Here is a 23,032-nt window from a genome sequence, read left to right on the forward strand (position 1 = left end):
GGCCCGGCGCTCGGCGGTGCGGTGCGCGGGCGGGGCGGGCTGCCCGGCGGAGGGGCCGGTGCGGACCACCGGCAGCCGGGCGGGGTGGTCGGCGAGCCAGCGCTCGATGGCCAGCCGGGCGGCCGGGGTGCGGGCGTGCGCCAGCCACTCGGGCGCGGGCCCGGACGGTTCGGCGGCGCGCGGCCCGGCCCCGACGGGCACGGTCTCGGTGAGCACGGCCAGCAGGTCGCCGTCCTGGAGGACGGTGGACAGCGCGGTGAGCCGGCCGTTGACCCGGGCGCCGATGCATCGATGGCCGGTCTCCTCGCCGAGCAGGTAGGCCGCGTCGACGCAGGTGGCGCCCGCCCTCAGCTGAAGCGTTTCACCGCTCTCCGTCACCACGGTGATCTCGCGGTCCCCGGCCAGGTCGGCGCGCAGCGCGGACCAGAAGGCGTCCGGGTCGGGCGTCTCCTGCTGCCACTCCAGCAGCCGGCTGAGCCAGCCCGGCCGGGCGGGGTCGGTGCGGTCCAGCTCGTCGGTGTCCTGGACGGCGCCGGCCGGCTCGGGGTCGCCGAGCGCGGCCACCCCGGTCTCGGCCACCTCGTGCATCCGCCGGGTGCGCACCAGCACCTCGACGACCGCGCCGCCCTCCAAAGCCACGGCGGTGTGCAGCGACTGGTAGAGGTTGAACTTGGGAGCGGCGACGAAGTCCTTGAACTCGCCAGGCAGCGGCGTCCAGCAGGTGTGCAGCTCGCCGAGCACGGCGTAGCAGTCGGCGTTCTCCTCGACGACCACCAGCAGCCGCCCGAAGTCGGCCGGCTGCGGCTCCTGCGGCCGCCCGTCCCGTCCGGGCGCGGCGGCCCGCTTGAGCAGCACCCGGTGCAGCGAGACGCAGTGCCGGGGCCGGACGGTGACCTCGGCGGCCACCCCGGCCTCGGCCAGCTGGCGGGCCAGCAGCCGCGCGAACGGCGCCAGCAGGGCGTCCGGTTCGGCCTCGTGACCGGCCATCAGGGCGCGGGTGCGGGCATGGTCCTCGGGGTGCAGGGTGGCGAAGACGATGTCCTCCAGCTCCGCCTTGAGCACCTGGATGCCGAGCCGTTCGGCCAGCGGGATCAGCACGTCCCTGGTGACCTTGGCGATCCGCACCTGGCTGGCCGGCTTCATGTGCCGGATGGTGCGCATGTTGTGCAGCCGGTCGGCGAGCTTGATCACCATCACCCGGACGTCGTCCCCGGTGGCGACCAGCATCTTGCGGAAGGTCTCGGCCTCGGCGGCGGCGCCGAAGTCGACCTTCTCCAGTTTCGTCACCCCGTCGACCAGGTAGGCGACTTCGGGACCGAACCCGGCGCTCACCTGGTCCAGCGTCAACTCCGTGTCCTCGACGGTGTCGTGGAGCAGCGAGGCGACCAACGTGGTGGTCCCGGCGCCGAGTTGGGCCAGGATCATGGTGACGGCCAGCGGGTGGGTGATGTACGGCTCGCCGCTCTTGCGCTTCTGCCCGCGGTGACTGGCCTCGGCGAGCCGGTACGCCCGGGCGAGCAGGCCGAGATCGGCCTGCGGATGGTGTTCGCGGTGCACCCGGACGAGCGGTTCGAGGGCGTCCGGCACCGGCGGGCGGCCGGTGGCCAGTAAGGCGGCCCGCCCTGCCCGGCCGAGCGCGGCCCGGCCGAGCCCGCCGAGGGGCCGCCGGGCCCCGGCCTGCCGTGCGGTCGTCGGCTGCCCCGCAAGGGGCTGCCCGGCTTCGATGGTCACTCGGCACACCTCCGGCAACGGTCACCGGTTGCCACCCCTTGCCCAGGGGCGCCGACCCGGTGGTCCATGCTACCGAGCAGAGCACGTTCCGCGACGCCCTGCTTCCCGTCCGCGACCGGTATCACCCGAACGGGCGGATTCGTCGCCGAGCGAAATGGGCAAACCGGGCCGTCAGCCGACCAGCGTCGCCCACCAGCGGGCGTCGATCTCGCCCGCAGCCACGATCACCGCCGGGCCGGTCATCTCCACCCGGCCGTCGGGGTGTTCGGTGATCACCAGCCGGCCGCCCGGCAGGTCCACGGTGTAGGTGGCGGCCTCGCCGGTGACCGCCGGGTCGAGGCCGTCCCGGCGGATGGCGGCCACCGCGACGGCGCAGGCACCGGTGCCGCAGGAGAGAGTCTCGCCGGAGCCGCGCTCGTGCACCCGCATGGCGACGTGCGCCGGCCCGCGGTCCACCACGAACTCGACGTTGACGCCTTCCGGGTAGACGCCCTCGGGGCTGGTGAGCGGCGCGTGCCGCAGTTCCCCGGCGTGGTCGAGGCTCTCGACGAAGGCCACCGCGTGCGGGTTGCCCATGTTGACGTTCAGCGCGGGCCAGCGCCGCTCGCCGACCGCGACCTCGATGCCGTCCGGACCGGGCAGCCGCACGTGCCCCATGCCGACGGTGACCTCGCCGGGCGTCCCGTCCTCGGCGTCCTCGGCGACCCGCGCCGTCCGCACCCCGGCCCGGGTGGCGACGGCCAGCTCGCCGGGCTTGGCCAGGCCGGCCTCGACCAGGTAGCGGGCGAAGACCCGGACGCCGTTGCCGCACATCTCGGCGATGCTGCCGTCGGAGTTGCGGTAGTCCATGAACCACTCGGCCCGGTCGGCCAGGTCCGCGGCGGCCGGGTCGGCGGCCGAGCGCACCACGCGCAGCAGCCCGTCCCCGCCGATGCCGGCCCGGCGGTCGCACAGCGCGGCGACGGCCTCGGGGCCGATCGTCAGCAGGCCGTCCGGGTCCGGGACGATGACGAAGTCGTTCTGGGTGCCGTGCCCCTTGAGGAAGGGAATACCGGCCGGCTGCGGGGAGGAAGCGCTCACCCTCCCGATGGTACTGTCACTCGCCCGCTCGCCTCCGGGCGCGCCCTTCGGGTACCCGGCGCCAACGCTCATCGCTCCCGCGCTTTCGGCACCGGCGCGCCCTTCGGCTCGGGGCGGCCTGCGCCAGTCGGCTATCGCAGGTGGGCGACCCGCCAGACGGCGAGCGCGCAGGCGGCCAGCGCGATCAGGGTGTAGACCACGATCGCCTTCCACCCGGCCCGCTTCCCGGAACCCCGGCGCGGCAGGCCCGGCCACTTGTACCCGGCGTGCCGGGCGGCCATCGCGCCCCAGCCCACCGAGGCGGCGGTCAGCAGCAGCCCGAGCATCCCGACCATCGTCGCCCGCGCCCCGGCCGAGCCGAAGGCGAGCGGGAAGGAGAACATCAGCGAGCCGAGCGTGCCCAGCAGCGCGATCGGCAGCGTCTGCCACCACCGGAGCCGGCGGCGCGGCCGGATCTCCCGCTCGTGCACCGCGCCGGAGGGGCGGGTGTCCAGTGTCGGCAGCGCGACCGCGTACGAGGTGGGCGCGTCCAGGCCGGTCAGCACGGGGAGGTCGCCCAGCGTCGACTCGTCGAACTCCTCGGCCGGCGCGGTGACGCTTCCGCTCTGGCCGGACTCGGGGCCGGTACCCGTCGACACGCGGCCTCCCCTGACAGTTCGACACGAGCGGACTCGCGGCCGGCACGGCCGACCCTCGCGGGCCGACCTCTTATGCCATCGATGATGGCATGTCCAGAGGTGCGTTCCGGGCCTGACCGGGGTCGGCGGGTGATCCGTGGCCATCACGTGATCGGGCCGTAACCGCCGGTTGGTCCTGCACGCCCACCTGCGCGCGCAGGTGCACCGCCGGATTGGCCGGAACCCGTCTATGCGACCGGATTCCGCTGACGGTCGATCAGTTCAAGGGAACGTTCCAGCAGCTCGACCGGGTCGGTGCCGGCCGGCCGGGAGAGCCAGTGGATCCGGTCGTCCCGGCGGAACCAGGACTCCTGACGGCGGGCGAAGCGCTTGGTGGCCCGGACGGTCTCGGCCCGCGCCTCGTCCTCCGTGCACTCGCCGGCGAAGTGGTCGAGCACCTGCTGGTACCCGAGCGCCCGGGAGGCGGTCTTCCCCTCGCGCAGCCCGAGCTTCTCCAGCTCCCGCACCTCGTCGAGCAGCCCGGCCTCCCACATCCGGTCGACCCGCAGCGTGATCCGCTCGTCCAGCTCGGGGCGCGGCACCGCGACGCCGATCTGCACCGCCTCGTAGACGGCGGTGTTGCTCGGCAGGTTGGCGGTGAACGGCTGCCCGGTGATCTCGATGACCTCCAGCGCCCGAACGATCCGCCGCCCGTTGCCGGTCAGGATCGCCTCGGCCGCCGCCGGGTCCAGCTCGGCCAGCCGCCGGTGCAGCACGTACGGGCCGGCCTGGGCCAGCTCCTCCTCCAGCCGGGCCCGGACCTCCGGGTCGGTGCCGGGGAACTCCATCTCGTCGATCGCCGCCCGGACGTACAGCCCGGATCCGCCGACCAGCACGGGGGCGCGCCCGGCGGCGAGCAGCCGGTCGATCTCGGCCCGGGCCAGCCGCTGGTACTCGGCGACGCTGGCGGCCTCGGTGACGTCCCAGACGTCCAGCAGGTGGTGCGGGACGCCGCCGCGCTCGGCCGTCGTGAGCTTGGCGGTGCCGATGTCCATGCCCCGGTAGAGCTGCATCGAGTCGGTGTTGATCACCTCGCCGCCGAGACTGCGGGCGATCGCGACGGCCAGGTCGGACTTGCCGGCGGCGGTCGCGCCGACGATCGACACGACGGGGGGCTGGACGGTACGGGAGCTGCTCACCGCTCCAGTCTCGCAAAACCGCCGCCACGCCGGTGACCGGGCTGCCGACCGGCGCCCGGCGCGCGACGATATGACTGTCTCCCGCCACTTCCGCAGTTGGGCACGGTTGCGAACGGTTCGGCCGTCGCGGACGTTGTGCAGAAGGCGGACGTTGTGCAGAAGGCAGGGAAGGAAGGGTGAGATCGCCATGGGTCTGATGGACAACCTCAAGGGCAAGGCCGAGGAGCTCAAGGAGAAGGCCAGCGAGTTCGCGGGCAAGCACAGCGAGCAGATCGAGCACGCGGTGGACAAGGCCGGCGGCGCGATCGACAAGGCCACCAAGGGCAAGTACAGCGAGAAGATCGAGCACGGCGCCAGCAAGGCCAAGGACGCGGTCGACGACTTCGCCCACAAGCCCAAGCCGGGCGAGGAGGGCGTCGGCGGAAACGGCCAGGGCCCGTCGGCCTGAGGCTCGGCTCCCCCAAGACTCAGCTCCTCCGGGGCTCGGCTCCCCTGGGCTCAGCTCCCTTGGGCTCAGCTCCAGGACGCCACGAAGTACCCGACCCCGTACGGCGCATCCTGGTACCCGAGCCGCGCGGTGAGGCCGGCGCCCTCCGCGGCGCCGGCCAGCACCTGCCAGGGCGCCCGGCCCTCGGCCTTCAGCTCGGCGGCCAGCCCGGCGTCCAGCGCGGCCAGCGCGGGCAGGTCGGCCGCGCCCAGGGCCGCCGCGAGCGCCGCATCGAAGCCCTCGGCGCGCTCGTCCAGGTAGCCGGGCGCCTTCACCGAGCGGCAGGCGCTGCCGTCGCCGAGCACCAGCAGGCCCACCCGGTCGGCCAGCCCGGCCAGCCCCTGGCCAAGCCCGAGCATCCGGTCGGCGGGGGCGTCCGCGGGCACCGCGCAGGCGTGCGTCGGCAGGGTCACCCCGGCCCGTTCCAGCAGCCAGGCGCCGACGGTCAGCGAGGGCGCCAGCTCCGGCCCCTCGACCCGGCCGCCGGGCAGCTTGGCCACCAGCGGCACCCCGTAGCGACGGAAGGAGCCGGCCCCGCCCTCGGTCCACACCTCGGCCTCGGGCCCGGTGCCGACCACCACGACCAGCTGCGGCTCGGCCGCGACCAGCGCCGCGAGCGCCTCGTCGCAGGCGTCCCGCAGCGCGTCCAGCTCGGCCGCCGCCCCGGCGGCGACCTCGGGGACGAGCAGCGGCGGACAGGGGCACACGGCGACGGCTACCAGCATGTGGATCACTCTAGCTGCCGGAAAACGGCGGCCCGGCGGGACGCGAAGGTCCCGCCGGGCCGCCGTGCGCGGTGGGTGCGGTCAGTCGCCGCAGCAACCGCCCGCCGGGGCGGCGAGAGGCAGCGCCGCCGGGGCGCCGATGCTCGGCAGGCCGAGCATCACCCCGGCCGGCTTGGCGGCGGGCTTGGCCTGGCGCTTCTCCCAGGCGTCCCCGGCCCGGGTGCGGCGCACCGCGAGGGCGGGGCCCTCGGCCAGCAGGTGGTGCGGGGCGGCGTAGGTGATCTCGACGGTCACCATGTCGCCCGGTCGCACCGGCTCGCTGGGCCGGGTGAAGTGCACCAGCCGGTTGTCGGGGGCGCGGCCGGAGAGCCGGTCGGTCTTGTCGTCCTTCTTGCCCTCGCCCTCGGCGACCAGGATCTCCAGGGTGCGGCCGACCTGCTTCTTGTTCTCCTCCCAGGAGATCTCCTCCTGGAGCGCGATGAGCCGGTCGTAGCGGGCCTGCACGACGGCCTTCGGCACCTGCTCGTCCATCTCGGCGGCCGGGGTGCCGGGGCGCTTGGAGTACTGGAAGGTGAAGGCGTTGGTGAAGCGCGCCTCGCGGACGACGTGCATCGTCTCCTCGAAGTCCTCCTCGGTCTCGCCGGGGAAGCCCACGATGATGTCGGTGGAGATGGCGGCGTCGGGCATCGCCTCGCGCACCTTCTTGATGATCCCGAGGAAACGCTCCTGCCGGTACGAGCGGCGCATCGCCTTGAGGACCCGGTCGGAGCCGGACTGCAGCGGCATGTGCAGCTGGTGCATCACGTTCGGCGTCTCGGCCATGGCGGCGATCACGTCGTCGGTGAAGTCGCGCGGGTGCGGCGAGGTGAAGCGGATCCGCTCCAGGCCCTCGATCTGGCCGGCGGCGCGCAGCAGCTTGGAGAAGGCCTCGCGGTCGCCCAGGTCGGAGCCGTAGGCGTTGACGTTCTGGCCGAGCAGGGTCACCTCGATGACGCCCTCGTCCACCAGCGCCTCGATCTCGGCGAGGACGTCGCCGGGGCGGCGGTCCTCCTCCTTGCCGCGCAGCGCGGGCACGATGCAGAAGGTGCACGTGTTGTTGCAGCCGACCGAGATGGCGACCCAGGCGGCGTACGCGGACTCGCGGCGGGTCGGCAGCGTGGAGGGGAAGGTCTCCAGCGACTCCAGGATCTCGACCTGGGCCTTCTTCTCGACCGCGGCCCGCTCCAGCAGCGCCGGCAGGTGGCCGATGTTGTGGGTGCCGAACACCACGTCGACCCAGGGGGCCTTCCGCACGATGGTGTCGCGGTCCTTCTGGGCCAGGCAGCCGCCGACGGCGATCTGCATGCCCTGGTGGCGGCTCTTGACCGGCGCGAGCTGTCCGAGGTTGCCGTACAGCTTGTTGTCGGCGTTCTCACGCACCGCGCAGGTGTTGAACACGACCAGGTCCGGGTCGCCGTCCTGCCCGGCCTTGACGTAGCCCGCGTCCTCCAGCAGGCCGGACAGCCGCTCGGAGTCGTGGACGTTCATCTGACAGCCGTACGTGACGACCTTGTAGCTCTTCAATCCGCTCTCACCGCTCACCAGACCAGGGTACGGGCACCCGCGAAGCGCTTTTCCCCGGACGCCGGGCCCCGCGGCCCCTCCCGTTCTGCCGGGGCGCCTGGCACTATCCCTGCATGGCCCCCACCACTTCTCCACGCCTCGGCGCCGCGCTCCGCACCGCGGCCCGCAGCCCGCTGTGGCGGACGCTGCTGGTGCTGGTGCTGCTGGTGGCGGGGCTCGGCGGCTGGTGGCTGTCGGCGGGCCGCTCGCCCGGCTACCCGCGGGGGGAGACGCGCTTCGCGACGGGTGTGAAGCTCGGGGTCTACGACCGCTACGGGCAGCTGCTGCAGACGCACGTCGCCAAGTCGATGCCGGGGGTGCGGCTGGCGCTGGACAACACCCAGGGCTCGCTCGACAACCTCCAGCGGGTGACCAGCGGGCAGGACCAGTTCGCGATCGCCACCGCCGACGCCGTCGCCGACTACCAGGGCCCGGGCAAGGACCGGCTACGGGCGATCGCGCGGCTGTACGACGACTACCTCCAGCTGATCGTCCCGGCCTCCTCGCCGGTGCTCCGCACCGCCGACCTCAAGGGCCTGCGGGTGGGCGTGGGCCAGCCGCAGTCCGGGGTGAACCTGGTGACCAGGCGGCTGCTGTTGGCGGCCGGGCTGGATCCGGACCACGACATCACGCCGGCCCCGCTGGGTCTCGGCGACGCCGCCGACGCGCTGCGCAAGGGCAACCTGGACGCCTTCTTCTGGTCCGGCGGCCTGCCGACCAGCGCCCTCACCGACCTCTCCGACCACGTCCGGATCAGGGTCGTGCCGCTGGGCGACCTCGCCGAGGCGCTCCACAAGGCCGAGGGCGGCGGCACCGACGCCTACCGCGCGGCCACCATGCCCAAGGGCACCTACCCGAACGCCGAGCCCAAGGACGCCGTCGCCACGGTCGCCGTGCCGAACCTGCTGATCACCCGGGACGACGTGGACCCCGGCCTGGTCGAAGGCATGACCAGGGCGGTGATCGACAGCCGGGACCAGATCGGCGCCCAGGTCCACGCCGCCCAGCTGGTCGACCTGCGCACCGCCGTCTACACCGACCCGCTCCCGCTCCACGAGGGCGCGATGCGCTACTACCGCTCGGTCAAGCCCTGAGGCGTGCTTCTTCCCCTACCGCTCGTACCGCTCGGTCAAGCCGCAGGGCCTACTTCTTCGCCGGCTCCGGCCGTGGCACCGCCAGCGTCACCGCGAGCCCGGTCGGCTTGACCGGGGCGAAGCCGAGCGAGCCGCCGCCGGCCATCAGCAGGGTGCGGGCGATCGAGAGGCCGAGCCCGGAACCGTCCACGTTCTGGTGCCGCGGGCTGCGCCAGAACCGGTCGCCGGCCCGGGACAGCTCCTCCTCGGTGAGGCCGGGCCCGGCGTCCGTGACGGTCACCGCGACCTCCTCGCGCCGCACCGCGACCCGCAGCCGCACCCGGCTGCCCTCGGGGCTGAACTTCAGCGCGTTGTCCAACACCGCGTCCAGCGCGGAGCCGAAGCCGATCGGGTCCGCCATGCCGAGCGCGAGCGCCGGGCCGTCCCAGCGCAGCTCGATGCCGCGCTGCTCGGCGACCGGCCGCCAGGCGTCCACCCGGGCGAGGGTGAGCGCGGCGAGGTCGGTCGGCTCGGGTTCGGGACGGGCGTGCTCGGCGGTGGCGAGCCCGAGCAGGTCGTCCAGGACGCGGGCCAGCCGGACGCCCTCCTCGCGGACGCCGCCCAGTTCCTCCTCGTGCCCCTCGGGCAGCTCCAGGCCGAGCACCTCGACGCGCAGCAGCAGCGCCGCGAGCGGGTTGCGCAGCTGGTGCGAGGCGTCCGCCACGAAGGCCTTCTGCTGGTCCATGGCGAGCACCACGTGGTCGGCCATCTCGTTGAACGAGCGGGCCAGCCGCTGGAGCTCGGGCGGCCCGCCGCCGGGGGCGACCCTGGCCGCCATCCGGCCGGTGGCGATGTCGTGGGTGGCTCGGTCGAGGGTGCGGACCGGGCGCAGCACCCACTCGGTGAGCCGGACGGCGAGCAGCACGGCGACGATCATCGCGGCGGCCTCGCCGGCGCCGATCACCAGCCAGCTGTGCAGGATCCGGGTGCGCAGCGCCCCGGTCGGGGACTCGCTGAGCACCACCGCGACGACGTCGCCGTCGCGCACCACCGGGGTGGCGACGGTGATGGTGCGGTCGTCGGTCCACGGCCAGACCTGCGGCGGGTTGTGGCTGCGCCGCCCGTCCAGCGCCTCCTGGAAGGCCTGTGCGCCGGAGCCGCCGGAGGGCACCTGCCAGTCCTTCGGGGCGGCGGCGATCGGCAGGCCGTCGCGCTGGAAGATGCCCAGCCGCACGCCGTACAGGTCGTGGTACCGGGCGACCTCGGCGTCGATGGCGTTGCGGCGGCTGAGGTCACCGGGGGCCGGGCCCGGGTCGCCCTTGCGCGCCGCGTCCGTGGTGCCGGAGGTGGGCAGGTCCTGGGCGAAGCGGGCGGCGTCGTCGAGCCGGTCGACGACCACCTTGGTCTGCTGGGCCGCCGCGACCGCCGCCGCGAGCGGCAGCCCGAGGGCGGCCAGGACGCAGAGCATCAGGGCGAGCAGGATGCCGAGCAGACGGGTGCGCACGTACGGTCAGTGCTCCGCGGCGGCGGGCGGGGGCGTCTTCGCGGAGGGCGCCGGGCACTCGGGGATCAGCCGGTAGCCGACGCCGCGCACGGCCTCGACCAGGCCGGGCAGCGCGAGCTTGTTGCGCAGCGAGCCGATGTGCACCTCCAGGGTGCGGCCGTTGCCCTCCCAGCCGCTGCGCCACACCTCGCTGAAGATCTGCTCGCGGCGGTAGACCACGCCGGGGCTCTGGGCGAGCAGGGCGAGCAGGTCGAACTCCTTGCGGGTGAGCGGCACGTCGCGGCCGTCCACGCTGACCCGGCGGCGCTCCCGGTCGATCCGGATGCCGCGGGACTCCAGCGGGCCGCGCTGCTGCGGGACGGTGTCGGGCGCGGCCACCGAGACGGCGGCGGGCGCGGCGCCGCGGCGGGCGACGGCGTGGATGCGGGCGAGCAGCTCGCCCATGTCGTACGGCTTGGTGACGTAGTCGTCGGCGCCGAGGTTGAGGCCGTGGATCCGGGAGCGGATGTCGGCGCGGGCGGTGACCATGATCACCGGGACGCCGCTGCCGGCCCGGATCCGGCTGCACACCTCGAAACCGTCGCGGTCGGGCAGCCCGAGGTCGAGCAGCACCACCCGGTACGGCTCGTTGCCGTCGGGCACCAGCGCGTCCAGGGCCTCGTGTCCGCTGCGGGCGTGCCTGACCTGGAACCCGTGTCGTCCCAGCACCGCGACGAGCGCGGCGGCCACGCGTTCGTCGTCCTCGACGAGCAGCAGTCGCATCTGTCTCCTCCTCTCCCGTTCCCCGACGTCTCCCAGGGGCCCCCGGGGCGTCCCCGGGAGGTGATCACCGGGCCCGCTCGGTCGGGTCCCGGTCCTGCGCAGTATGAGCCAGCGGGCGGCCGGGCGCCAGGCTCGGCCGTGCCGCGGGACGCTCCGGGACGGGCGGCGCCGGGGTGGCGGCCCGCTGTCACCGTGCCCCGATCGCGGCCGCACGAACAGTGTGCGCGCACCGTGTGGCCGTTTCGTGATGCTCAAGTTCCGCTCAGATCGGCTGACGGGGCATCGTCATCGCTCCTAAGGTCGGCCCACCGGGGGCTGCGGCTCCGCCGGCCGCGGCCCCCGGATTTCGTACCACCATTGCCGCCCAAGGGAGTTCAGACCCCTCGGGCCGACACGAGGGAGCAGGCGCGATGACCGAGGACCAGGCCGAGGTCTCCACTTCCGCAGCCGCTCCGCTGGTCGTACTGAAGGGCGTGAACAAGCACTACGGCGCCCTGCACGTGCTCCAGGACATCGATCTGCAGATCGCGCAGGGCGAGGTGGTGGTCCTGATCGGGCCGTCCGGTTCGGGCAAGTCGACCCTGTGCCGGACGATCAACCGGCTGGAGAGCGTCGACTCCGGCACGATCACCATCGACGGCCGCCCGCTGCCCGCCGAGGGCAAGGAGCTGGCCGGGCTGCGCGCCGAGGTCGGCATGGTGTTCCAGAGCTTCAACCTGTTCGCGCACAAGACCGTGCTGGAGAACGTGGTCATCGGCCAGGTCAAGGTGCGGAAGATCGCCCGCCCGCAGGCCGAGAAGACCGCCCGGGAGTTGCTGGAGCGGGTCGGCGTCGGCGCGCAGGCGGACAAGTACCCGGCCCAGTTGTCCGGCGGCCAGCAGCAGCGCGTGGCGATCGCCCGCGCGCTGGCGATGAAGCCGAAGGTGATGCTCTTCGACGAGCCCACCTCGGCCCTCGACCCGGAGATGGTCAACGAGGTGCTGGAGGTCATGCGCCAGCTGGCCGCGGACGGCATGACGATGGTCGTGGTCACCCACGAGATGGGCTTCGCCCGCTCCGCCGCCAACCGCGTGCTGTTCATGGCCGACGGGAAGATCGTCGAGGAGAACACCCCGGACGCCTTCTTCACCGCGCCGCGCTCCGAGCGTGCCAAGGACTTCCTCTCGAAGATCCTGCACCACTGACCGTTTTCGCGCCGTCGCGCGGCCGGCCCGGCAACGGCGCCCGGCCGACCGGCCCGCGCATCCAACGTCCAGACGTCAGAGCCCGGTTGACCCCGTGGCCCAGCCCCAGGAGAACAACCCTCATGAGGACTCGTCGCACTCTCGCCGTCGCGCTCTGCGCCGTCGCGCTCACCGCCACCGCCGCCTGCGGCAAGGACGGCACTCCCGGCGCCTCCGCGAGCGCCAGCAACGCCCCGCAGCTGCCGACCTACACGGTGAAGACCGACGCCAAGGTCGACTCGGCGGTGCTGGCCGAGGCCAAGAAGCGCGGCCAGCTGGTCATCGGCGCCAAGGCCGACCAGCCGTTCCTCGGCTGGGAGGACCTGGCCAGCGGCGACCGCAGCGGCTTCGACATCGAGATCGCCAAGATGATCGCCGCCGACCTCGGCTTCACCCCGCAGCAGATCAAGTGGCAGACCCTGGTCTCCTCGCAGCGCGAACCGGCCATCTCCAAGGGCCAGATCGACTTCTACGTCGGCACCTACAGCATCAACGACGAGCGCAAGAAGTCGGTCTCCTTCGCCGGCCCGTACTACATCGCCGGCCAGGACCTGCTGGTGAAGGCCGACAACAAGGACATCACCGGCAAGGACTCGGTCGCGGGCAAGAACGTCTGCACCGCCACCGGTTCGACCTCCATCAAGAACATCCAGCAGTACAACGCGAAGATCACGCAGTTCGACACCTACTCGGCCTGCGTCGACAAGCTGATGTCCGGCGAGGTCGACGCCGTCACCACCGACGACGCCATCCTCAAGGGCTACGCCTCCAAGTTCGCGCCCAAGCTCAAGGTGGTCGGCCAGCCGTTCACCGAGGAGCGGTACGGCGTCGGCCTCAACAAGGACGACGCGGCCCTGCGCACCGCCATCAACGACGCCATCAAGGCGCACCAGGACAACGGCGACTGGAAGAAGGCGTACGACGCGACCCTCGGCCTCTCCGGCTCCGCGGCGCCCACCCCGCCGGCCCTCGACCGCTACTGATCCGCCCGCTGACTTCCGTTCCTGACCACTCCTGAGAGGAGGGCCGCCTGATGGGGTTCCTGTTCGAGGACGACAACTTCGCGTTGTTCCGCGACGGCTTCCTGCAGACGATCGAGCTGAGCGCGCTCAGCGCTCTGCTCGCCCTGCTGCTGGGCACCCTGCTGGCGGCCTTCCGGGTCTCCCCGGTGCCGGTGCTGCGCGCCTTCGGCACCACCTGGGTGACGCTCTTCCGCAACACCCCGCTGACCCTGCTGTTCTTCGCCGTCGAGTTCGGACTGCCCGCGCTCGACGTGCACTTCAGCCACCTCACCTTCGCGGTTCTGGCGCTCGGCGGGTACACCGCCTCGTTCGTCTGCGAGGTGCTGCGCTCGGGCATCAACACCGTGCCGCTCGGCCAGGCTGAGGCCGCCCGCAGCCTCGGCATGACCTTCGGCCAGACCCTCACCCTGGTCGTCCTGCCGCAGGCCGCCCGGACCGTGCTGGGCCCGATGAGCAGCGTGTTCATCGCCCTGCCGAGGAACTCGGCGATCGCCGGCGCGTTCAGCGTCGGCGAGCTGTACAGCGCGCAGCAGACCTTCTCCGAGCGCGGCTACTCGATCTTCTCGATCTTCTTCTGGGTGGCCTGCGCCTACCTGGTGATCAGCGCGACGGTCGCCGCCCTGTTCCGCTTCCTGGAAACCCGACTGGCGGTGGCCCGATGAGTGAGCGAAGCGAGCGAATCATGAAGAGGCGCGTGTGGGCGAATGCCCCTGCCGAGCGAAGCGAGGTGGGCGCATGAGTCTCTTCACCCGCGCCTCCACCGCGAGCGTCCTTTATGACGCCCCCGGTCCGAAGGCCCGCGCGCGGTACCGGCTGTTCGGGGTGCTGGCGCTGATCGCGATCGCCGGCCTGCTCTGGTACGCCGTCACGATGCTGTCCGACAACGGCCAGTTCGACGCCGGGCTCTGGGACGCCTTCCAGTACAACACCATCCAGCAGCGCATCGTGGACGGCCTGCTCGCCACCCTGGAGGCCTTCGGGCTGGCGGCGCTGTTCTCGCTCGCCCTGGGGGCGCTGCTCGCCGCCGGGCAGCTCTCCGACCACCGGCCGGTGCGCTGGGCGTGCACCTCGGTCGTCCAGTTCTTCCGGGCGATGCCGCTGCTGATCCTGATCGTCGCGCTCTACTACGCGTTCTTCGCGAAGGACCCGATGTGGGCGCTGGTGCTCGGCCTCACCCTCTACAACGGCTCGGTCCAGGCCGAGATCATCCGCAGCGGCGTCAACGCCGTCCCGCGCGGCCAGGGCGAGGCGGCGTACGCCCTCGGCATGCGCAAGAACCAGGTGATGGCCGGCATCCTGGTGCCGCAGGCGATCCGCTCGATGCTGCCGTCGATGATCGGCCAGCTGGTCGTCACCCTGAAGGACACCTCGCTCGGCTTCATCATCACCTACCACGAGCTGCTGTTCGTCGGGAAGGCGATCGCGAGCCAGCCGATCAACGCCGCGGGCTTCCCCTACATCCCCGTGGTGCTGGTGATCGGTCCGATCTACGTCGCGATGTGCCTGTTGCTCACCGCGCTCGCCCGGTGGATCGAGGCACGCGGCCGTCGCGGCGCGAACCGGCGCACTTCGGCTGCTGCTTGACGGACACGCAGGTGAACTGTTGCATTGCTCTTCGTGACACGTCCCGGGAGCATCCACGCGGCATATGACGCTGACGCCACCTCGCCGGTCCGCCCCCGCCCGAAGGTCCCGGCATGGACCCGGTGATCGTGGTCGGGGCCGGACCGGTCGGTCTGGCCCTGGCCCTCGCACTGGCCCGGCACGAGGTGCCGACCGTCGTCCTGGACGAGGGCTCCGGGCTCTGCCCCGAGGGCCCGCGCAGCGTCGTCCTCGGGGCCGACACCGCCGCCTTCCTCACCCGGATCGGCTACCCCCGGGCCGTCTCCGACAGCGCCCTGTGGGACTCCTTCGCCATCTGGCGGCGCCGCCAGGAGGTGCTGCGGATCGACCTCACCGAATCCCCCACCTTCCACCTGCCCCAGCACCGCCTCCAGCGCGGCCTGCGTGACGCCCTCACCGGCACCCCGCTGGTCAGACTGGTCCCGCTGAGCCGGGTCACCGAGCTCGAACAGGACCGCGACGGCGTCAGGGTCCGCACCCACGGCACCCAGGACGGCAGCAGCACCTGGTGGCGCGGCAGCCACCTGGTCGGCTGCGACGGTGCCCGCTCCACCATCCGCAAGCTCCTCAAGATCCGCTTCCCCGGCCGCCCGGCCGTCGACCGCAACGCCATCGCCACCGTCCGGGTCGACCTGCCCTTCGACGGGGCCCGGCTGCACCGCGAACCCCCGTGGCGCGGCGACCGCGAGGCCTCCGCCCGCCCGCTGCCGGACGGCGTCTGGCGGCTCGACTGGCGTCTGCCCCCCGGCCGCCCCGCCCCCACCGAACCTGTCGACCCGCACGCCACCTGGCCCGGCATCGTCACCGGCGACACCCTGCTCACCCGGGTCACCGCCACCCTCACCGGCTGGTGCGGCGAACTCCCCCGCTTCGAACTGCTCGCCGCCGCCGACCACACCGCCCAGCAGCGCCTCGCCGCCCGCTTCCGCAGCGGCCGCTGCTTCCTCGCCGGCGACGCCGCCCACCTGCACGGCGCGCTCGGCATGCAGAACCTCGCCGACGGGCTGCGCGACGCCGACAACCTCGCCTGGCGGCTCGCCCTCGCCTGGCACCTCCACTCCGGCGGCCCGCAGCCCGGCGGCTCCCTGCTGGACGGCTACGAGGCCGAGCGCCGCGGCGCGGTCGGCGCCCGGCTGCGCGCCGTCGACCAGGCCATGCCGCTGCTGCGCCCGCTGCGCGGCTGGCAGCAGACCCGGCGCTCGCTGCTCGTCGGCGGCTTCCGCAAGCACGCACCGCTGCTCGCCGACGGCCAGCTCGGCACCGGCCGCTTCGGCGGCGCCCCCGCCTACCCGGCGGCGCCCTCCGGCGTCCCCGGCCGGGTGCCGGTGCAGCGCGGTGCGCGCGGCGCCACGTCGCTCAGCGAGCTGCTGCCCGCCACCGCCCCCGGCGTGCTCGTCCCCGACCTGCCGGTGCTCTCCGCCGAGGGCACCCCCGACCACCTGCACGCCCGGCTCGGTGCCACCTTCCTGCTGCTGCTGGTCGCTCCCGGCACCGCGGTCTGGTCCGCCGAGCACTGGCTGGGCGCCGGGCTGATGCCCCGCCTCGCCGAGGTCGCCAACGCACTGCCGGTGCCCGCCCAGGTGCTGGTCACCGAGGAGTACCCGGACGCCGGGCCGCACACCGTGCTGCTGATCCGGCCGGACGGGCACCTGGTCGGCGTCACCCAGGGCGCCGCCGCCGAGGACCTGCTGGCGCTCGCCGACCGCGCCCGGGGCGGCCCGGCGCCGCTCACCGGCGCCCCCGAACCGGAACCCGCCGCCTCCGCCGAACAGATGGACTCGCCCCGGGCGTAGCCGAGAAGGCGGGGCGAAGGCCGGGCCCTACCGCGCCACCGCGGTGACTCGGCTCTCCCGGACCACCGTCACCCGGATCGGCCCCGGACAGGTCAGCTCCGCGGAGACCTGCCGGGCGACCTCCCGGGCGATCAGCTGCGCCCCGACGTCGTCCACCACCTCCGGCCACACCATCACCCGCACCGGCCGGTCGAGTTCGGCCCACAGCTGGGCGGCCTGCTCCTCGGCCCATGGTCAAGACTCGCCCTGGAGTTGACCAAGAAGCCTACGAAACTGCCATCAGTCCCCCGCAGTTCCTGACGGCCGAGTTCCTTACGGCTGGCCCGGGCTCTACGGTTCGACGTCCTCTTCCTCAAGCACCGTACGCACCACGCGGAACGCGAGCCCCTCGGAGTAGCCGCGCCGGGCCAGCATGCCGACCAGCCGCCGCGTCCGGGCCTGCGGGTCCAGCCCCCGGGTGCTCCGGAGCTTCCGCTCGACCAGGGCCCGGGCCGCCTCGGTCTCGTCGTCGTGGTCGAGCTGGGCGACGGCCTGTTCGACCAGGTCGGCTGCCACGCCCTTGGTTCGCAGCTCCTGGGCGAGCGCCCGCCGGGACAGACCCCGGACGGCGTGCCGGGACTCCACCCAGGCAGCGGCGAAGGCCGCGTCGTCGATCAGGCCGACCTCTTCGAGCCGGGTGAGCACCTCGTCGGCGACGTCCTCGGGGATCTCCCGCTTGCGCAGGGCGTCGGCGAGTTGCTTGCGGGTCTTGGCGGCGCCGGTGAGCAGCCGCAGGCAGATGTCGCGCGCGCGGGTCTCGGGATCGGCCGACTCCTCGGCCCTGGCCCGCCTCGACTCGCGTGCGGGCGCGGCCTCGCCGTCCTGCTCACCGCGCCGGGACGCGCGGGAGCGGCCGGCGCCCTCCCGGCCCCCGCGCGCGCCCGGGGCGAAGGCGGCCGCACCCCCGTGACCGGCCGCCTCCGCCGCATCCGTTCCCACGGCCTCCGCGAAGTCCTCTTCGGAGGCCTCCGCAGAGTCCTCGGCGGCCAGCGCCGAGCGGCGCCGCCGCCGACCGGTGGGCAGCTCGGACGCGGATACCAGCCCGAGCCCGTGGGCCAGGCCCTCGGCATCCTCAGCCGGACCCGGTCCGGGCGCCGCGCCGCGCACCGCCCGGACCGGTGCCCGGTCGAACTCCGGCTCGGGGCCGGATGCCCATCGCGCCGCGGACCGCGGCTCGCGCCGACGCCGCGACCGCCCCGGCGCGGGCGCCGGCAGCTCCGGATCGGGCTCCTCCGCCACGGCGGCGAACCAGTCCGGCGGACCGTAGTCGTCGTCCGGCCCCGCCGGGCCGCCGTCACCCACCTTGTCGTGCTGTGTCAACGGCTCAGGCCTTGGCGGCGGCCGCCGTCTTCTTCGCCGCGGCCGTCTTGGCGGCGGTCGCGGTGATCGGCTTCGCGGCGCCGTCGGCGGCGGCAGCCGCCTCGCCCTCGGCCGGCTCCTCGGTCTTCGGGCCGATGCCGAGCTTGCCCTTGATCTTCCGCTCGATCTCGTCGGCGAGCTGCGGGTTGTCCCGCAGGAAGTTGCGGGCGTTCTCCTTGCCCTGGCCGAGCTGGTCGCCCTCGTAGGTGTACCAGGCACCCGACTTGCGGATGAAGCCGTGCTCGACGCCCATGTCGATCAGGCCGCCCTCGCGGCTGATGCCGACGCCGTAGAGGATGTCGAACTCGGCCTGCTTGAACGGCGCGGCGACCTTGTTCTTGACCACCTTGACGCGGGTGCGGTTACCGACCGCCTCGGTGCCGTCCTTCAGGGTCTCGATCCGGCGGATGTCCAGGCGGACCGAGGCGTAGAACTTCAGCGCGCGGCCACCGGTCGTGGTCTCCGGCGAGCCGAACATGACGCCGATCTTCTCCCGGAGCTGGTTGATGAAGATCGCGGTGGTGTTCGACTGGTTCAGCGCACCGGCGATCTTGCGCAGTGCCTGGCTCATCAGGCGGGCCTGCAGACCGACGTGCGAGTCACCCATCTCACCCTCGATCTCGGCGCGCGGGACGAGCGCCGCGACCGAGTCGATGATCACCAGGTCGATCGCGCCGGAGCGGATCAGCATGTCGGTGATCTCCAGGGCCTGCTCACCGGTGTCCGGCTGGCTGACCAGCAGGGCATCGGTGTCCACGCCGAGCTTCTTGGCGTACTCGGGGTCGAGCGCGTGCTCCGCGTCCACGAAGGCGACCGTGCCGCCGGCCCGCTGGGCGTTGGCCGCCAGGTGCAGGGTCAGCGTGGTCTTGCCGGAGGACTCGGGGCCGTAGATCTCGACCACTCGGCCACGCGGGATGCCGCCGACCCCGAGAGCGACGTCCAGAGCGGTGGACCCGGTGGGGATCACCTCGATCGGCTCGTTGGCCTTCTCGCCCAGGCGCATCACCGAGCCCTTGCCGAACTGCCGCTCGATCTGGGCGAGTGCGGTCTCAAGGGCCTTCTCGCGGTCCGTACCTGCCATGGCTTCCACCCTCGGGTTCTGTGCTGTGCGCTTCATCGTCCTCGACGCTAGCGCGTCCCACTGACAAACGAGCCCTACCGGGCTATGCCTGTGGAAAACTCCTCGCCGGAGAGTACAAAGAACATCTGTTCGATTCAAGCGTCGCACGTTTTCGCACGGCACCCGTCCGCGTCTGTCGGCATCCGTCCCCCGCGCCAGCGGGTCACTCCGGGTCGCCCGACCCTCCCCCGACCATCCGCCGCAGCCGCCGCGCCGCCTCCCGGCGCAGCTCCCGCCGGGCCCGCCGCTGCTCGCCCCGGTCGATCCGGGGGTCGGTGGCCACCTCGTAGCGCCGCACGTAGGTGCCGACGAACCCCTGCAGGGTGGCCGCCGCCGGGATGGCAATCAGCGCGCCCACCGCCCCGAGCAGCGCCGCGCCCGCGATCACCGCACCGAACGCCACCGCCGGGTGCACGTCCACCGTCCTCGCGGTGATCCTCGGGTGCAGCACGTAGTTCTCGACCTGCTGGTAGACCACCGTGAACACCAGCACCCACAGCGCGTCCACCGGCTGCACGGTGAGCGCCACCAGTACCGGCAGCGCGCCCGCCAGATAGGTGCCGATGGTGGGCACGAACTGCGACATGACGCCGACCCAGATCGCCAGCGCCGCCGAGTACGGCAGGTCCAGCAGCGCGAACATCACCCAGTGCCCGGCCGCCGACACCACCGCGAGCAGCGCCCGCGAGTACAGGTAGCCGCCGGTCTTGGCGAGCGCGATCTCCCAGGCCCGCAGCACCTCGCCCTGCTTGGCGGGCGGCAGCAGCGAGCAGACCGTCCGGCGGACCCGGGGGCCCTCGGCGGTGAAGTAGAAGGTGAACAGCCCGACCGTGAAGGCCTGGAAGAGCCCGCCGATGACGGTGGAGGAGACGCCCCAGACGTTGTCGGCGGCCTGCTGGGCGTAGTTCTCGATCGCGCCGGAGTCCTTGAGCAGCTTCTTCTGCAGCTCGCCCAGCGACAGGTCCTGATGGAAGGTCCGATTCGTCCAGTTGATCAGATTGTCGACCAGGTGGGGCAGGTCCCCCGCGATCTTCGCCACCTGATCCACCAGCAGCGTCCCGAGCGCCGCGAGGAATCCGGCCACCGCCACCCCGACCGCGACGAACACCAGGAACGTCCCGACGCCCCGGCGTACGCCCCGCGCGGCCATCCGGTCGACGGCCGGCTCCAGCGCCAGCGAGAGGAAGAAGGCCACCAGCAACATCACGAAGAGGTCGATGAGTTGACGGAAGGCCCAGTCGGCGAGCTGGAACAGCCCCAGCAGGACGAAGGCCAGCACCATCGCCCGGGGCAGCCAGCGCGGCATCCCGCCGCCCCAGATTCCGCCGCCGCCCGCGTCGGCGATCTTCTCCGGACTGTCCGAATTCTTCCGTTCCGTGTCGTTTGTCACCCGGACAGTTTGTCCCATGCCCGGCGCCCGCCCGGACACCGGGCACCCCGTTCGGCGCAGCAGGGCAGGTCAGCGCAGCAGGGCAGGTCAGCGCAACAGCGTCGAGACCCCTTGCGTCTCACAGACCACCCGCCAGACGTCCTTGGCCTCCCAGCCCGCCTCCAGCGCCTGCCGGACGGTCCGCCCGCCGAGCTCGCTCATCACGTGGTCGGCAGCGAAGGACTCCGCGTACCCCTCCCCGAAGTGCGCGTACATCCGTCGCCAGAACTCCGTCAGCCTCATGCCGTCCAGTATCCCGGACCGGCCACCGGACACCCGGGGCCCGTCACCCCGTCCAGTCCGCCCACTCCAGCGCGTACTCGACCTCGCCGTGCTCGCTACCCGCGATCGCCTCCGGGTAGTCCTCGTGGAACGTGCGGACGTACGCCAGCCCGCTCTTCTCCATGACCCGTCGCGAGCCCGCGTTGACCGCCATCGTGTACGCCACCACCCGCTCCACCCCCAGCCCGGTGAAGCCGCGGCGAATCAGCGCCCGCGCGCCCTCGGTCGCGTACCCGCGCCCCCAGGCGGCCCGGCGCAGCCGGTAGCCGAGCTCGACCTCGCCACGCTCACCCTCCTCCGTCGGCCGGAACTCGAACCAGCCCAGGAACGCGCCGCTCCCCCGCTCCTCGGCCGCCCACCAGCCGAGGGTCCCGTACCGCTCGTAGTGCGCGAGGTAGAGCGGCAGCAGCTCGGTCTCGACCACCTCGCGCGAGGTCGACACCCCGCCGGCGAGGTAGCGCATCACCTCGGGATCGCCGTCCAGCTCGACCAGGTGCTCCACGTCCGCGACGGTGAAGCGGCGCAGCACCAACCGCTCGGTGGTGAGGAATACGCTCATGCCCCCGATCCTCACCCGCCGCCGAATCCTCGTCACCTACTTTTCCGGCCCGAGCGCCCGCGGCCTGCGCACCCACGCCCCCGCCTCCACCTACGCACCCTTCCCCGGCGGCCTGCGCGCTCTACCTCGGCAGCACCAGCATCCCCGCGCCGAAGTACGGCCGGTCCCCGCAGGCGTACGGCCCGGGCGGGCAGCCGGCGGCGGAGGTGGCCAGCAGCGCGGCGAGCCGGCCGGAGTCGTAGTCCGGGTGCAGCACGGCGGCCACCGCGACCGCGCCGGTGACGTGCGCCGCCGCCATCGAGGTGCCGGCCAGCGCCGCGTACTGCCCGCCGGGCCAGTCGGAGACGATCGCGCCCTGCGGCCCGGCGTCCGGGTCCCCGCCGGGGGCGGCGAGCGAGACCCGGCCACGCCCGTAGTTGGTGTACGAGGACGGCTGCCCGTCCCGGTTGACGGCGGTGACCGTGACGACACCGGGCAGCTCGCCCGGCAGCCGGATGCACTCGGTGCCCAGGTACCGGGACTGCGCCGGGCCGGAGACCCGGTCGTTGGGGCTGCGCTCGTCGCTCCTGGCCGCCCCGAGGTCCTGCCCGTCGTTGCCCGCCGAGGCGACCACGACGGCGCCCTTGCGCTGGGCGTACGCGGCGGCCCGGCCGACGGCGGCGATCAGCGCGGCCTGGTCGCGGTCCTCCGGGCAGTTGTACTTCCACGGGTCGGCGAAGTAGCTGTTGTTGATCGCCTTGGCGCCGTGGTCGGCGGCCCAGAGCATGCCGCAGACGATGTTCTCCGCGTAGTACTGGCCGAGCGGCCCGAGCAGCCGGACGGCGGCGATCCGCACGCCCGGCGCGACCCCGGTGACGCCGTGGCCGTCCCGCGCGGCGCCGACGATCCCGGCGACGTGGGTCCCGTGCCCGCTCTCGCCCACCCCGGGGTCGGGCCGCCAGGCGCCGGTGCGGGCGTCCGGGCGGCCGTCGGCACAGGAGGCCGAGGCCTTCGGGTCGACGGCGGCACGCAGGTCGGGGTGGGTGTCGTCGACGCCGGAGTCGAGCACCGCGACGAGCACCTTGCGCAGCGCCCCCGGAGTCGGCCCGGCGGGCCCGTTCTGCTGCGCGGACGCGTCGCCGGTGCGTGCGCCGGACGCGCCGACCATGGTGAGGTTCCAGGCGTCCCGCTCGACCGGGTCGGGCACCATGACGGTGCTGCTCTCCTGCCGGTCGGCCGTCTCCCGCCGGTCGGCGCTGCTGCGCCCGCCACGGTCGGTGCCGCCGGCGAAGTCCCCGGCGCCGTCCAGCGCGCGGGGCGGGCCGACCACCGGCGCGGTGCGGGTGGCACCGACCGCCGCGATCCCGGGCCGGGCGCGCACCCTGTCCGCGAAGGCCCCGGTCGCGTACGCCAGCACGGCCCCGATCTGCGGGTACTCCTGGACCACCTGCCCGCCCGCGGCCCGGCTCTCGGCCCCGGCCCGGGCGGCCCCGGCAGCGTCCTCCTGCTCGGCCAGCACCAGGTAGCTGAGGTAGGACCGGCCGCCCCCGGACATGTACGGAACGGCGCCGCCGACCACGACCGCGGTGAGCAGCATCGCGAGCAGCGCCCGCACGGGCCCGCGGACGCGGCGGCGGACGGCCGGGGCGGGACCGGTGCCGGACGGGTACACCTGCGCCATCGCACGGTCTCCGCTCGTCGGTCCCGCAGGCCGACGGGTTGATCATGGGCCTGAATCATCACCATATGAGCGGATTGTCTTTTTTGCTCCTTTAACTACACCCCCCTCACAACGCCCCCCGTTGTCGGTCCCACCCGGCACCA

General features: G+C 73.3%; 22 protein-coding genes. 7 read left to right on the plus strand and 15 right to left on the minus strand.

Going from position 1 to position 23,032, the window contains the following annotated elements; genetic code table 11:
• The 4 genes from KV557_RS34075 to miaA all read right to left on the minus strand — a co-directional run.
• Window positions 1–1,731: RelA/SpoT family protein (locus KV557_RS34075; RefSeq protein ID WP_374106708.1), on the minus strand; the 1,731-nt coding region annotated here is incomplete at its 3' end.
• Window positions 1,732–1,902: 171 nt separating this feature from the next.
• The gene (dapF, locus tag KV557_RS34080) at window positions 1,903–2,811 is read right to left on the minus strand and encodes a diaminopimelate epimerase (protein WP_308130209.1); all 909 of its coding nucleotides are present in this window, start codon (window positions 2,809–2,811) and stop codon (window positions 1,903–1,905) included.
• A 131-nt stretch (window positions 2,812–2,942) separates the two neighbouring features.
• Window positions 2,943–3,449, minus strand: coding sequence for a hypothetical protein (locus KV557_RS34085; RefSeq protein WP_218205448.1), 507 nt, complete (start codon window positions 3,447–3,449; stop codon window positions 2,943–2,945).
• 227 nt (window positions 3,450–3,676) lie between these two features.
• On the minus strand, window positions 3,677–4,627 hold the full coding sequence (miaA, locus tag KV557_RS34090; protein WP_218205449.1) for a tRNA (adenosine(37)-N6)-dimethylallyltransferase MiaA: 951 nt from the start codon (window positions 4,625–4,627) through the stop codon (window positions 3,677–3,679).
• Between the two features lie 187 nt (window positions 4,628–4,814).
• On the opposite strand from miaA, the gene KV557_RS34095 reads away from it, so the two are divergent.
• Window positions 4,815–5,075, plus strand: coding sequence for an antitoxin (locus KV557_RS34095; RefSeq protein ID WP_218205450.1), 261 nt, complete (start codon window positions 4,815–4,817; stop codon window positions 5,073–5,075).
• 65 nt (window positions 5,076–5,140) lie between these two features.
• Here the strand turns inward: KV557_RS34095 and KV557_RS34100 are convergent, their stop codons facing one another.
• A complete protein-coding gene (locus tag KV557_RS34100) occupies window positions 5,141–5,839 on the minus strand; it encodes a hypothetical protein (protein WP_218205451.1) in 699 nt (232 codons plus the stop codon).
• 81 nt (window positions 5,840–5,920) lie between these two features.
• A complete protein-coding gene (gene miaB / locus KV557_RS34105; RefSeq protein WP_308130210.1) occupies window positions 5,921–7,420 on the minus strand; it encodes a tRNA (N6-isopentenyl adenosine(37)-C2)-methylthiotransferase MiaB in 1,500 nt (499 codons plus the stop codon).
• A gap of 95 nt (window positions 7,421–7,515) precedes the next feature.
• On the opposite strand from miaB, the gene KV557_RS34110 reads away from it, so the two are divergent.
• Complete coding sequence (locus tag KV557_RS34110; RefSeq protein WP_218205452.1) at window positions 7,516–8,535, plus strand: TAXI family TRAP transporter solute-binding subunit; 1,020 nt, start codon at window positions 7,516–7,518, stop codon at window positions 8,533–8,535.
• A gap of 49 nt (window positions 8,536–8,584) precedes the next feature.
• Here KV557_RS34110 and KV557_RS34115 read toward each other — a convergent pair whose 3' ends face one another.
• The gene (locus KV557_RS34115; RefSeq protein ID WP_218205453.1) at window positions 8,585–10,018 is read right to left on the minus strand and encodes a sensor histidine kinase; all 1,434 of its coding nucleotides are present in this window, start codon (window positions 10,016–10,018) and stop codon (window positions 8,585–8,587) included.
• A 6-nt stretch (window positions 10,019–10,024) separates the two neighbouring features.
• Window positions 10,025–10,780 carry a response regulator transcription factor gene (locus KV557_RS34120; RefSeq protein ID WP_218205454.1) on the minus strand — a complete coding sequence of 252 codons (756 nt, stop codon included), beginning with the start codon at window positions 10,778–10,780 and terminating at the stop codon, window positions 10,025–10,027.
• A gap of 410 nt (window positions 10,781–11,190) precedes the next feature.
• Here KV557_RS34120 and KV557_RS34125 point away from each other — a divergent pair, with 410 nt between their 5' ends.
• The 5 genes from KV557_RS34125 to KV557_RS34145 all read left to right on the plus strand — a co-directional run bounded on the left by KV557_RS34125 (window position 11,191) and on the right by KV557_RS34145 (window position 16,441).
• Window positions 11,191–11,964, plus strand: coding sequence for an amino acid ABC transporter ATP-binding protein (locus KV557_RS34125; protein WP_305149035.1), 774 nt, complete (start codon window positions 11,191–11,193; stop codon window positions 11,962–11,964).
• Between the two features lie 122 nt (window positions 11,965–12,086).
• Complete coding sequence (locus KV557_RS34130; protein WP_218205455.1) at window positions 12,087–12,986, plus strand: glutamate ABC transporter substrate-binding protein; 900 nt, start codon at window positions 12,087–12,089, stop codon at window positions 12,984–12,986.
• A gap of 50 nt (window positions 12,987–13,036) precedes the next feature.
• On the plus strand, window positions 13,037–13,687 hold the full coding sequence (locus tag KV557_RS34135) for an amino acid ABC transporter permease (protein WP_218205456.1): 651 nt from the start codon (window positions 13,037–13,039) through the stop codon (window positions 13,685–13,687).
• A 73-nt stretch (window positions 13,688–13,760) separates the two neighbouring features.
• Entirely contained in the window at window positions 13,761–14,609 is an 849-nt protein-coding gene (locus KV557_RS34140; RefSeq protein WP_218205457.1) for an amino acid ABC transporter permease, read from the plus strand.
• Between the two features lie 113 nt (window positions 14,610–14,722).
• A complete protein-coding gene (locus KV557_RS34145; protein WP_218205458.1) occupies window positions 14,723–16,441 on the plus strand; it encodes an FAD-dependent monooxygenase in 1,719 nt (572 codons plus the stop codon).
• A gap of 27 nt (window positions 16,442–16,468) precedes the next feature.
• Here KV557_RS34145 and KV557_RS34150 read toward each other — a convergent pair whose 3' ends face one another.
• The 7 genes from KV557_RS34150 to KV557_RS34180 all read right to left on the minus strand — a co-directional run bounded on the left by KV557_RS34150 (window position 16,469) and on the right by KV557_RS34180 (window position 22,889).
• Window positions 16,469–16,615: a hypothetical protein gene (locus KV557_RS34150; protein ID WP_218205459.1), complete on the minus strand. Its 147-nt coding sequence runs from the start codon at window positions 16,613–16,615 to the stop codon at window positions 16,469–16,471.
• Between the two features lie 156 nt (window positions 16,616–16,771).
• Window positions 16,772–17,800, minus strand: coding sequence for a recombination regulator RecX (gene recX, locus KV557_RS45030; RefSeq protein ID WP_374106709.1), 1,029 nt, complete (start codon window positions 17,798–17,800; stop codon window positions 16,772–16,774).
• A 4-nt stretch (window positions 17,801–17,804) separates the two neighbouring features.
• Window positions 17,805–18,920, minus strand: coding sequence for a recombinase RecA (recA, locus tag KV557_RS34160; RefSeq protein WP_218205460.1), 1,116 nt, complete (start codon window positions 18,918–18,920; stop codon window positions 17,805–17,807).
• A gap of 202 nt (window positions 18,921–19,122) precedes the next feature.
• The gene (locus KV557_RS34165; RefSeq protein WP_374106710.1) at window positions 19,123–20,349 is read right to left on the minus strand and encodes an AI-2E family transporter; all 1,227 of its coding nucleotides are present in this window, start codon (window positions 20,347–20,349) and stop codon (window positions 19,123–19,125) included.
• 87 nt (window positions 20,350–20,436) lie between these two features.
• Window positions 20,437–20,631 carry a DUF3046 domain-containing protein gene (locus KV557_RS34170; RefSeq protein ID WP_218205461.1) on the minus strand — a complete coding sequence of 65 codons (195 nt, stop codon included), beginning with the start codon at window positions 20,629–20,631 and terminating at the stop codon, window positions 20,437–20,439.
• 43 nt (window positions 20,632–20,674) lie between these two features.
• Entirely contained in the window at window positions 20,675–21,229 is a 555-nt protein-coding gene (locus KV557_RS34175; protein WP_218205462.1) for a GNAT family N-acetyltransferase, read from the minus strand.
• A gap of 121 nt (window positions 21,230–21,350) precedes the next feature.
• Window positions 21,351–22,889 carry a S8 family peptidase gene (locus tag KV557_RS34180; RefSeq protein ID WP_218205463.1) on the minus strand — a complete coding sequence of 513 codons (1,539 nt, stop codon included), beginning with the start codon at window positions 22,887–22,889 and terminating at the stop codon, window positions 21,351–21,353.
• Between the last annotated feature and the right edge of the window lie 143 nt (window positions 22,890–23,032).

Source organism: Kitasatospora aureofaciens, assembly GCF_019192735.1.
GTDB classification, from domain to species: domain Bacteria; phylum Actinomycetota; class Actinomycetes; order Streptomycetales; family Streptomycetaceae; genus Kitasatospora; species Kitasatospora aureofaciens_A.

Excerpts from the sequence above, each read along its gene's own strand:
- KV557_RS34110 (WP_218205452.1), top strand. The coding sequence starts at position 7,516 with ATGGCCCCCACCACTTCTCCACGCCTCGGCGCCGCGCTCCGCACCGCG.
- KV557_RS34100 (WP_218205451.1), bottom strand. The coding sequence starts at position 5,839 with ATGCTGGTAGCCGTCGCCGTGTGCCCCTGTCCGCCGCTGCTCGTCCCC.
- KV557_RS34145 (WP_218205458.1), top strand. The coding sequence starts at position 14,723 with ATGGACCCGGTGATCGTGGTCGGGGCCGGACCGGTCGGTCTGGCCCTG.
- KV557_RS34095 (WP_218205450.1), top strand. The coding sequence starts at position 4,815 with ATGGGTCTGATGGACAACCTCAAGGGCAAGGCCGAGGAGCTCAAGGAG.
- KV557_RS34150 (WP_218205459.1), bottom strand. The coding sequence starts at position 16,615 with ATGGTGTGGCCGGAGGTGGTGGACGACGTCGGGGCGCAGCTGATCGCC.
- KV557_RS34170 (WP_218205461.1), bottom strand. The coding sequence starts at position 20,631 with ATGAGGCTGACGGAGTTCTGGCGACGGATGTACGCGCACTTCGGGGAG.
- KV557_RS34120 (WP_218205454.1), bottom strand. The coding sequence starts at position 10,780 with ATGCGACTGCTGCTCGTCGAGGACGACGAACGCGTGGCCGCCGCGCTC.
- recA (WP_218205460.1), bottom strand. The coding sequence starts at position 18,920 with ATGGCAGGTACGGACCGCGAGAAGGCCCTTGAGACCGCACTCGCCCAG.
- KV557_RS34125 (WP_305149035.1), top strand. The coding sequence starts at position 11,191 with ATGACCGAGGACCAGGCCGAGGTCTCCACTTCCGCAGCCGCTCCGCTG.
- KV557_RS34135 (WP_218205456.1), top strand. The coding sequence starts at position 13,037 with ATGGGGTTCCTGTTCGAGGACGACAACTTCGCGTTGTTCCGCGACGGC.
- KV557_RS34180 (WP_218205463.1), bottom strand. The coding sequence starts at position 22,889 with ATGGCGCAGGTGTACCCGTCCGGCACCGGTCCCGCCCCGGCCGTCCGC.
- KV557_RS34140 (WP_218205457.1), top strand. The coding sequence starts at position 13,761 with ATGAGTCTCTTCACCCGCGCCTCCACCGCGAGCGTCCTTTATGACGCC.
- KV557_RS34175 (WP_218205462.1), bottom strand. The coding sequence starts at position 21,229 with ATGAGCGTATTCCTCACCACCGAGCGGTTGGTGCTGCGCCGCTTCACC.
- KV557_RS34130 (WP_218205455.1), top strand. The coding sequence starts at position 12,087 with ATGAGGACTCGTCGCACTCTCGCCGTCGCGCTCTGCGCCGTCGCGCTC.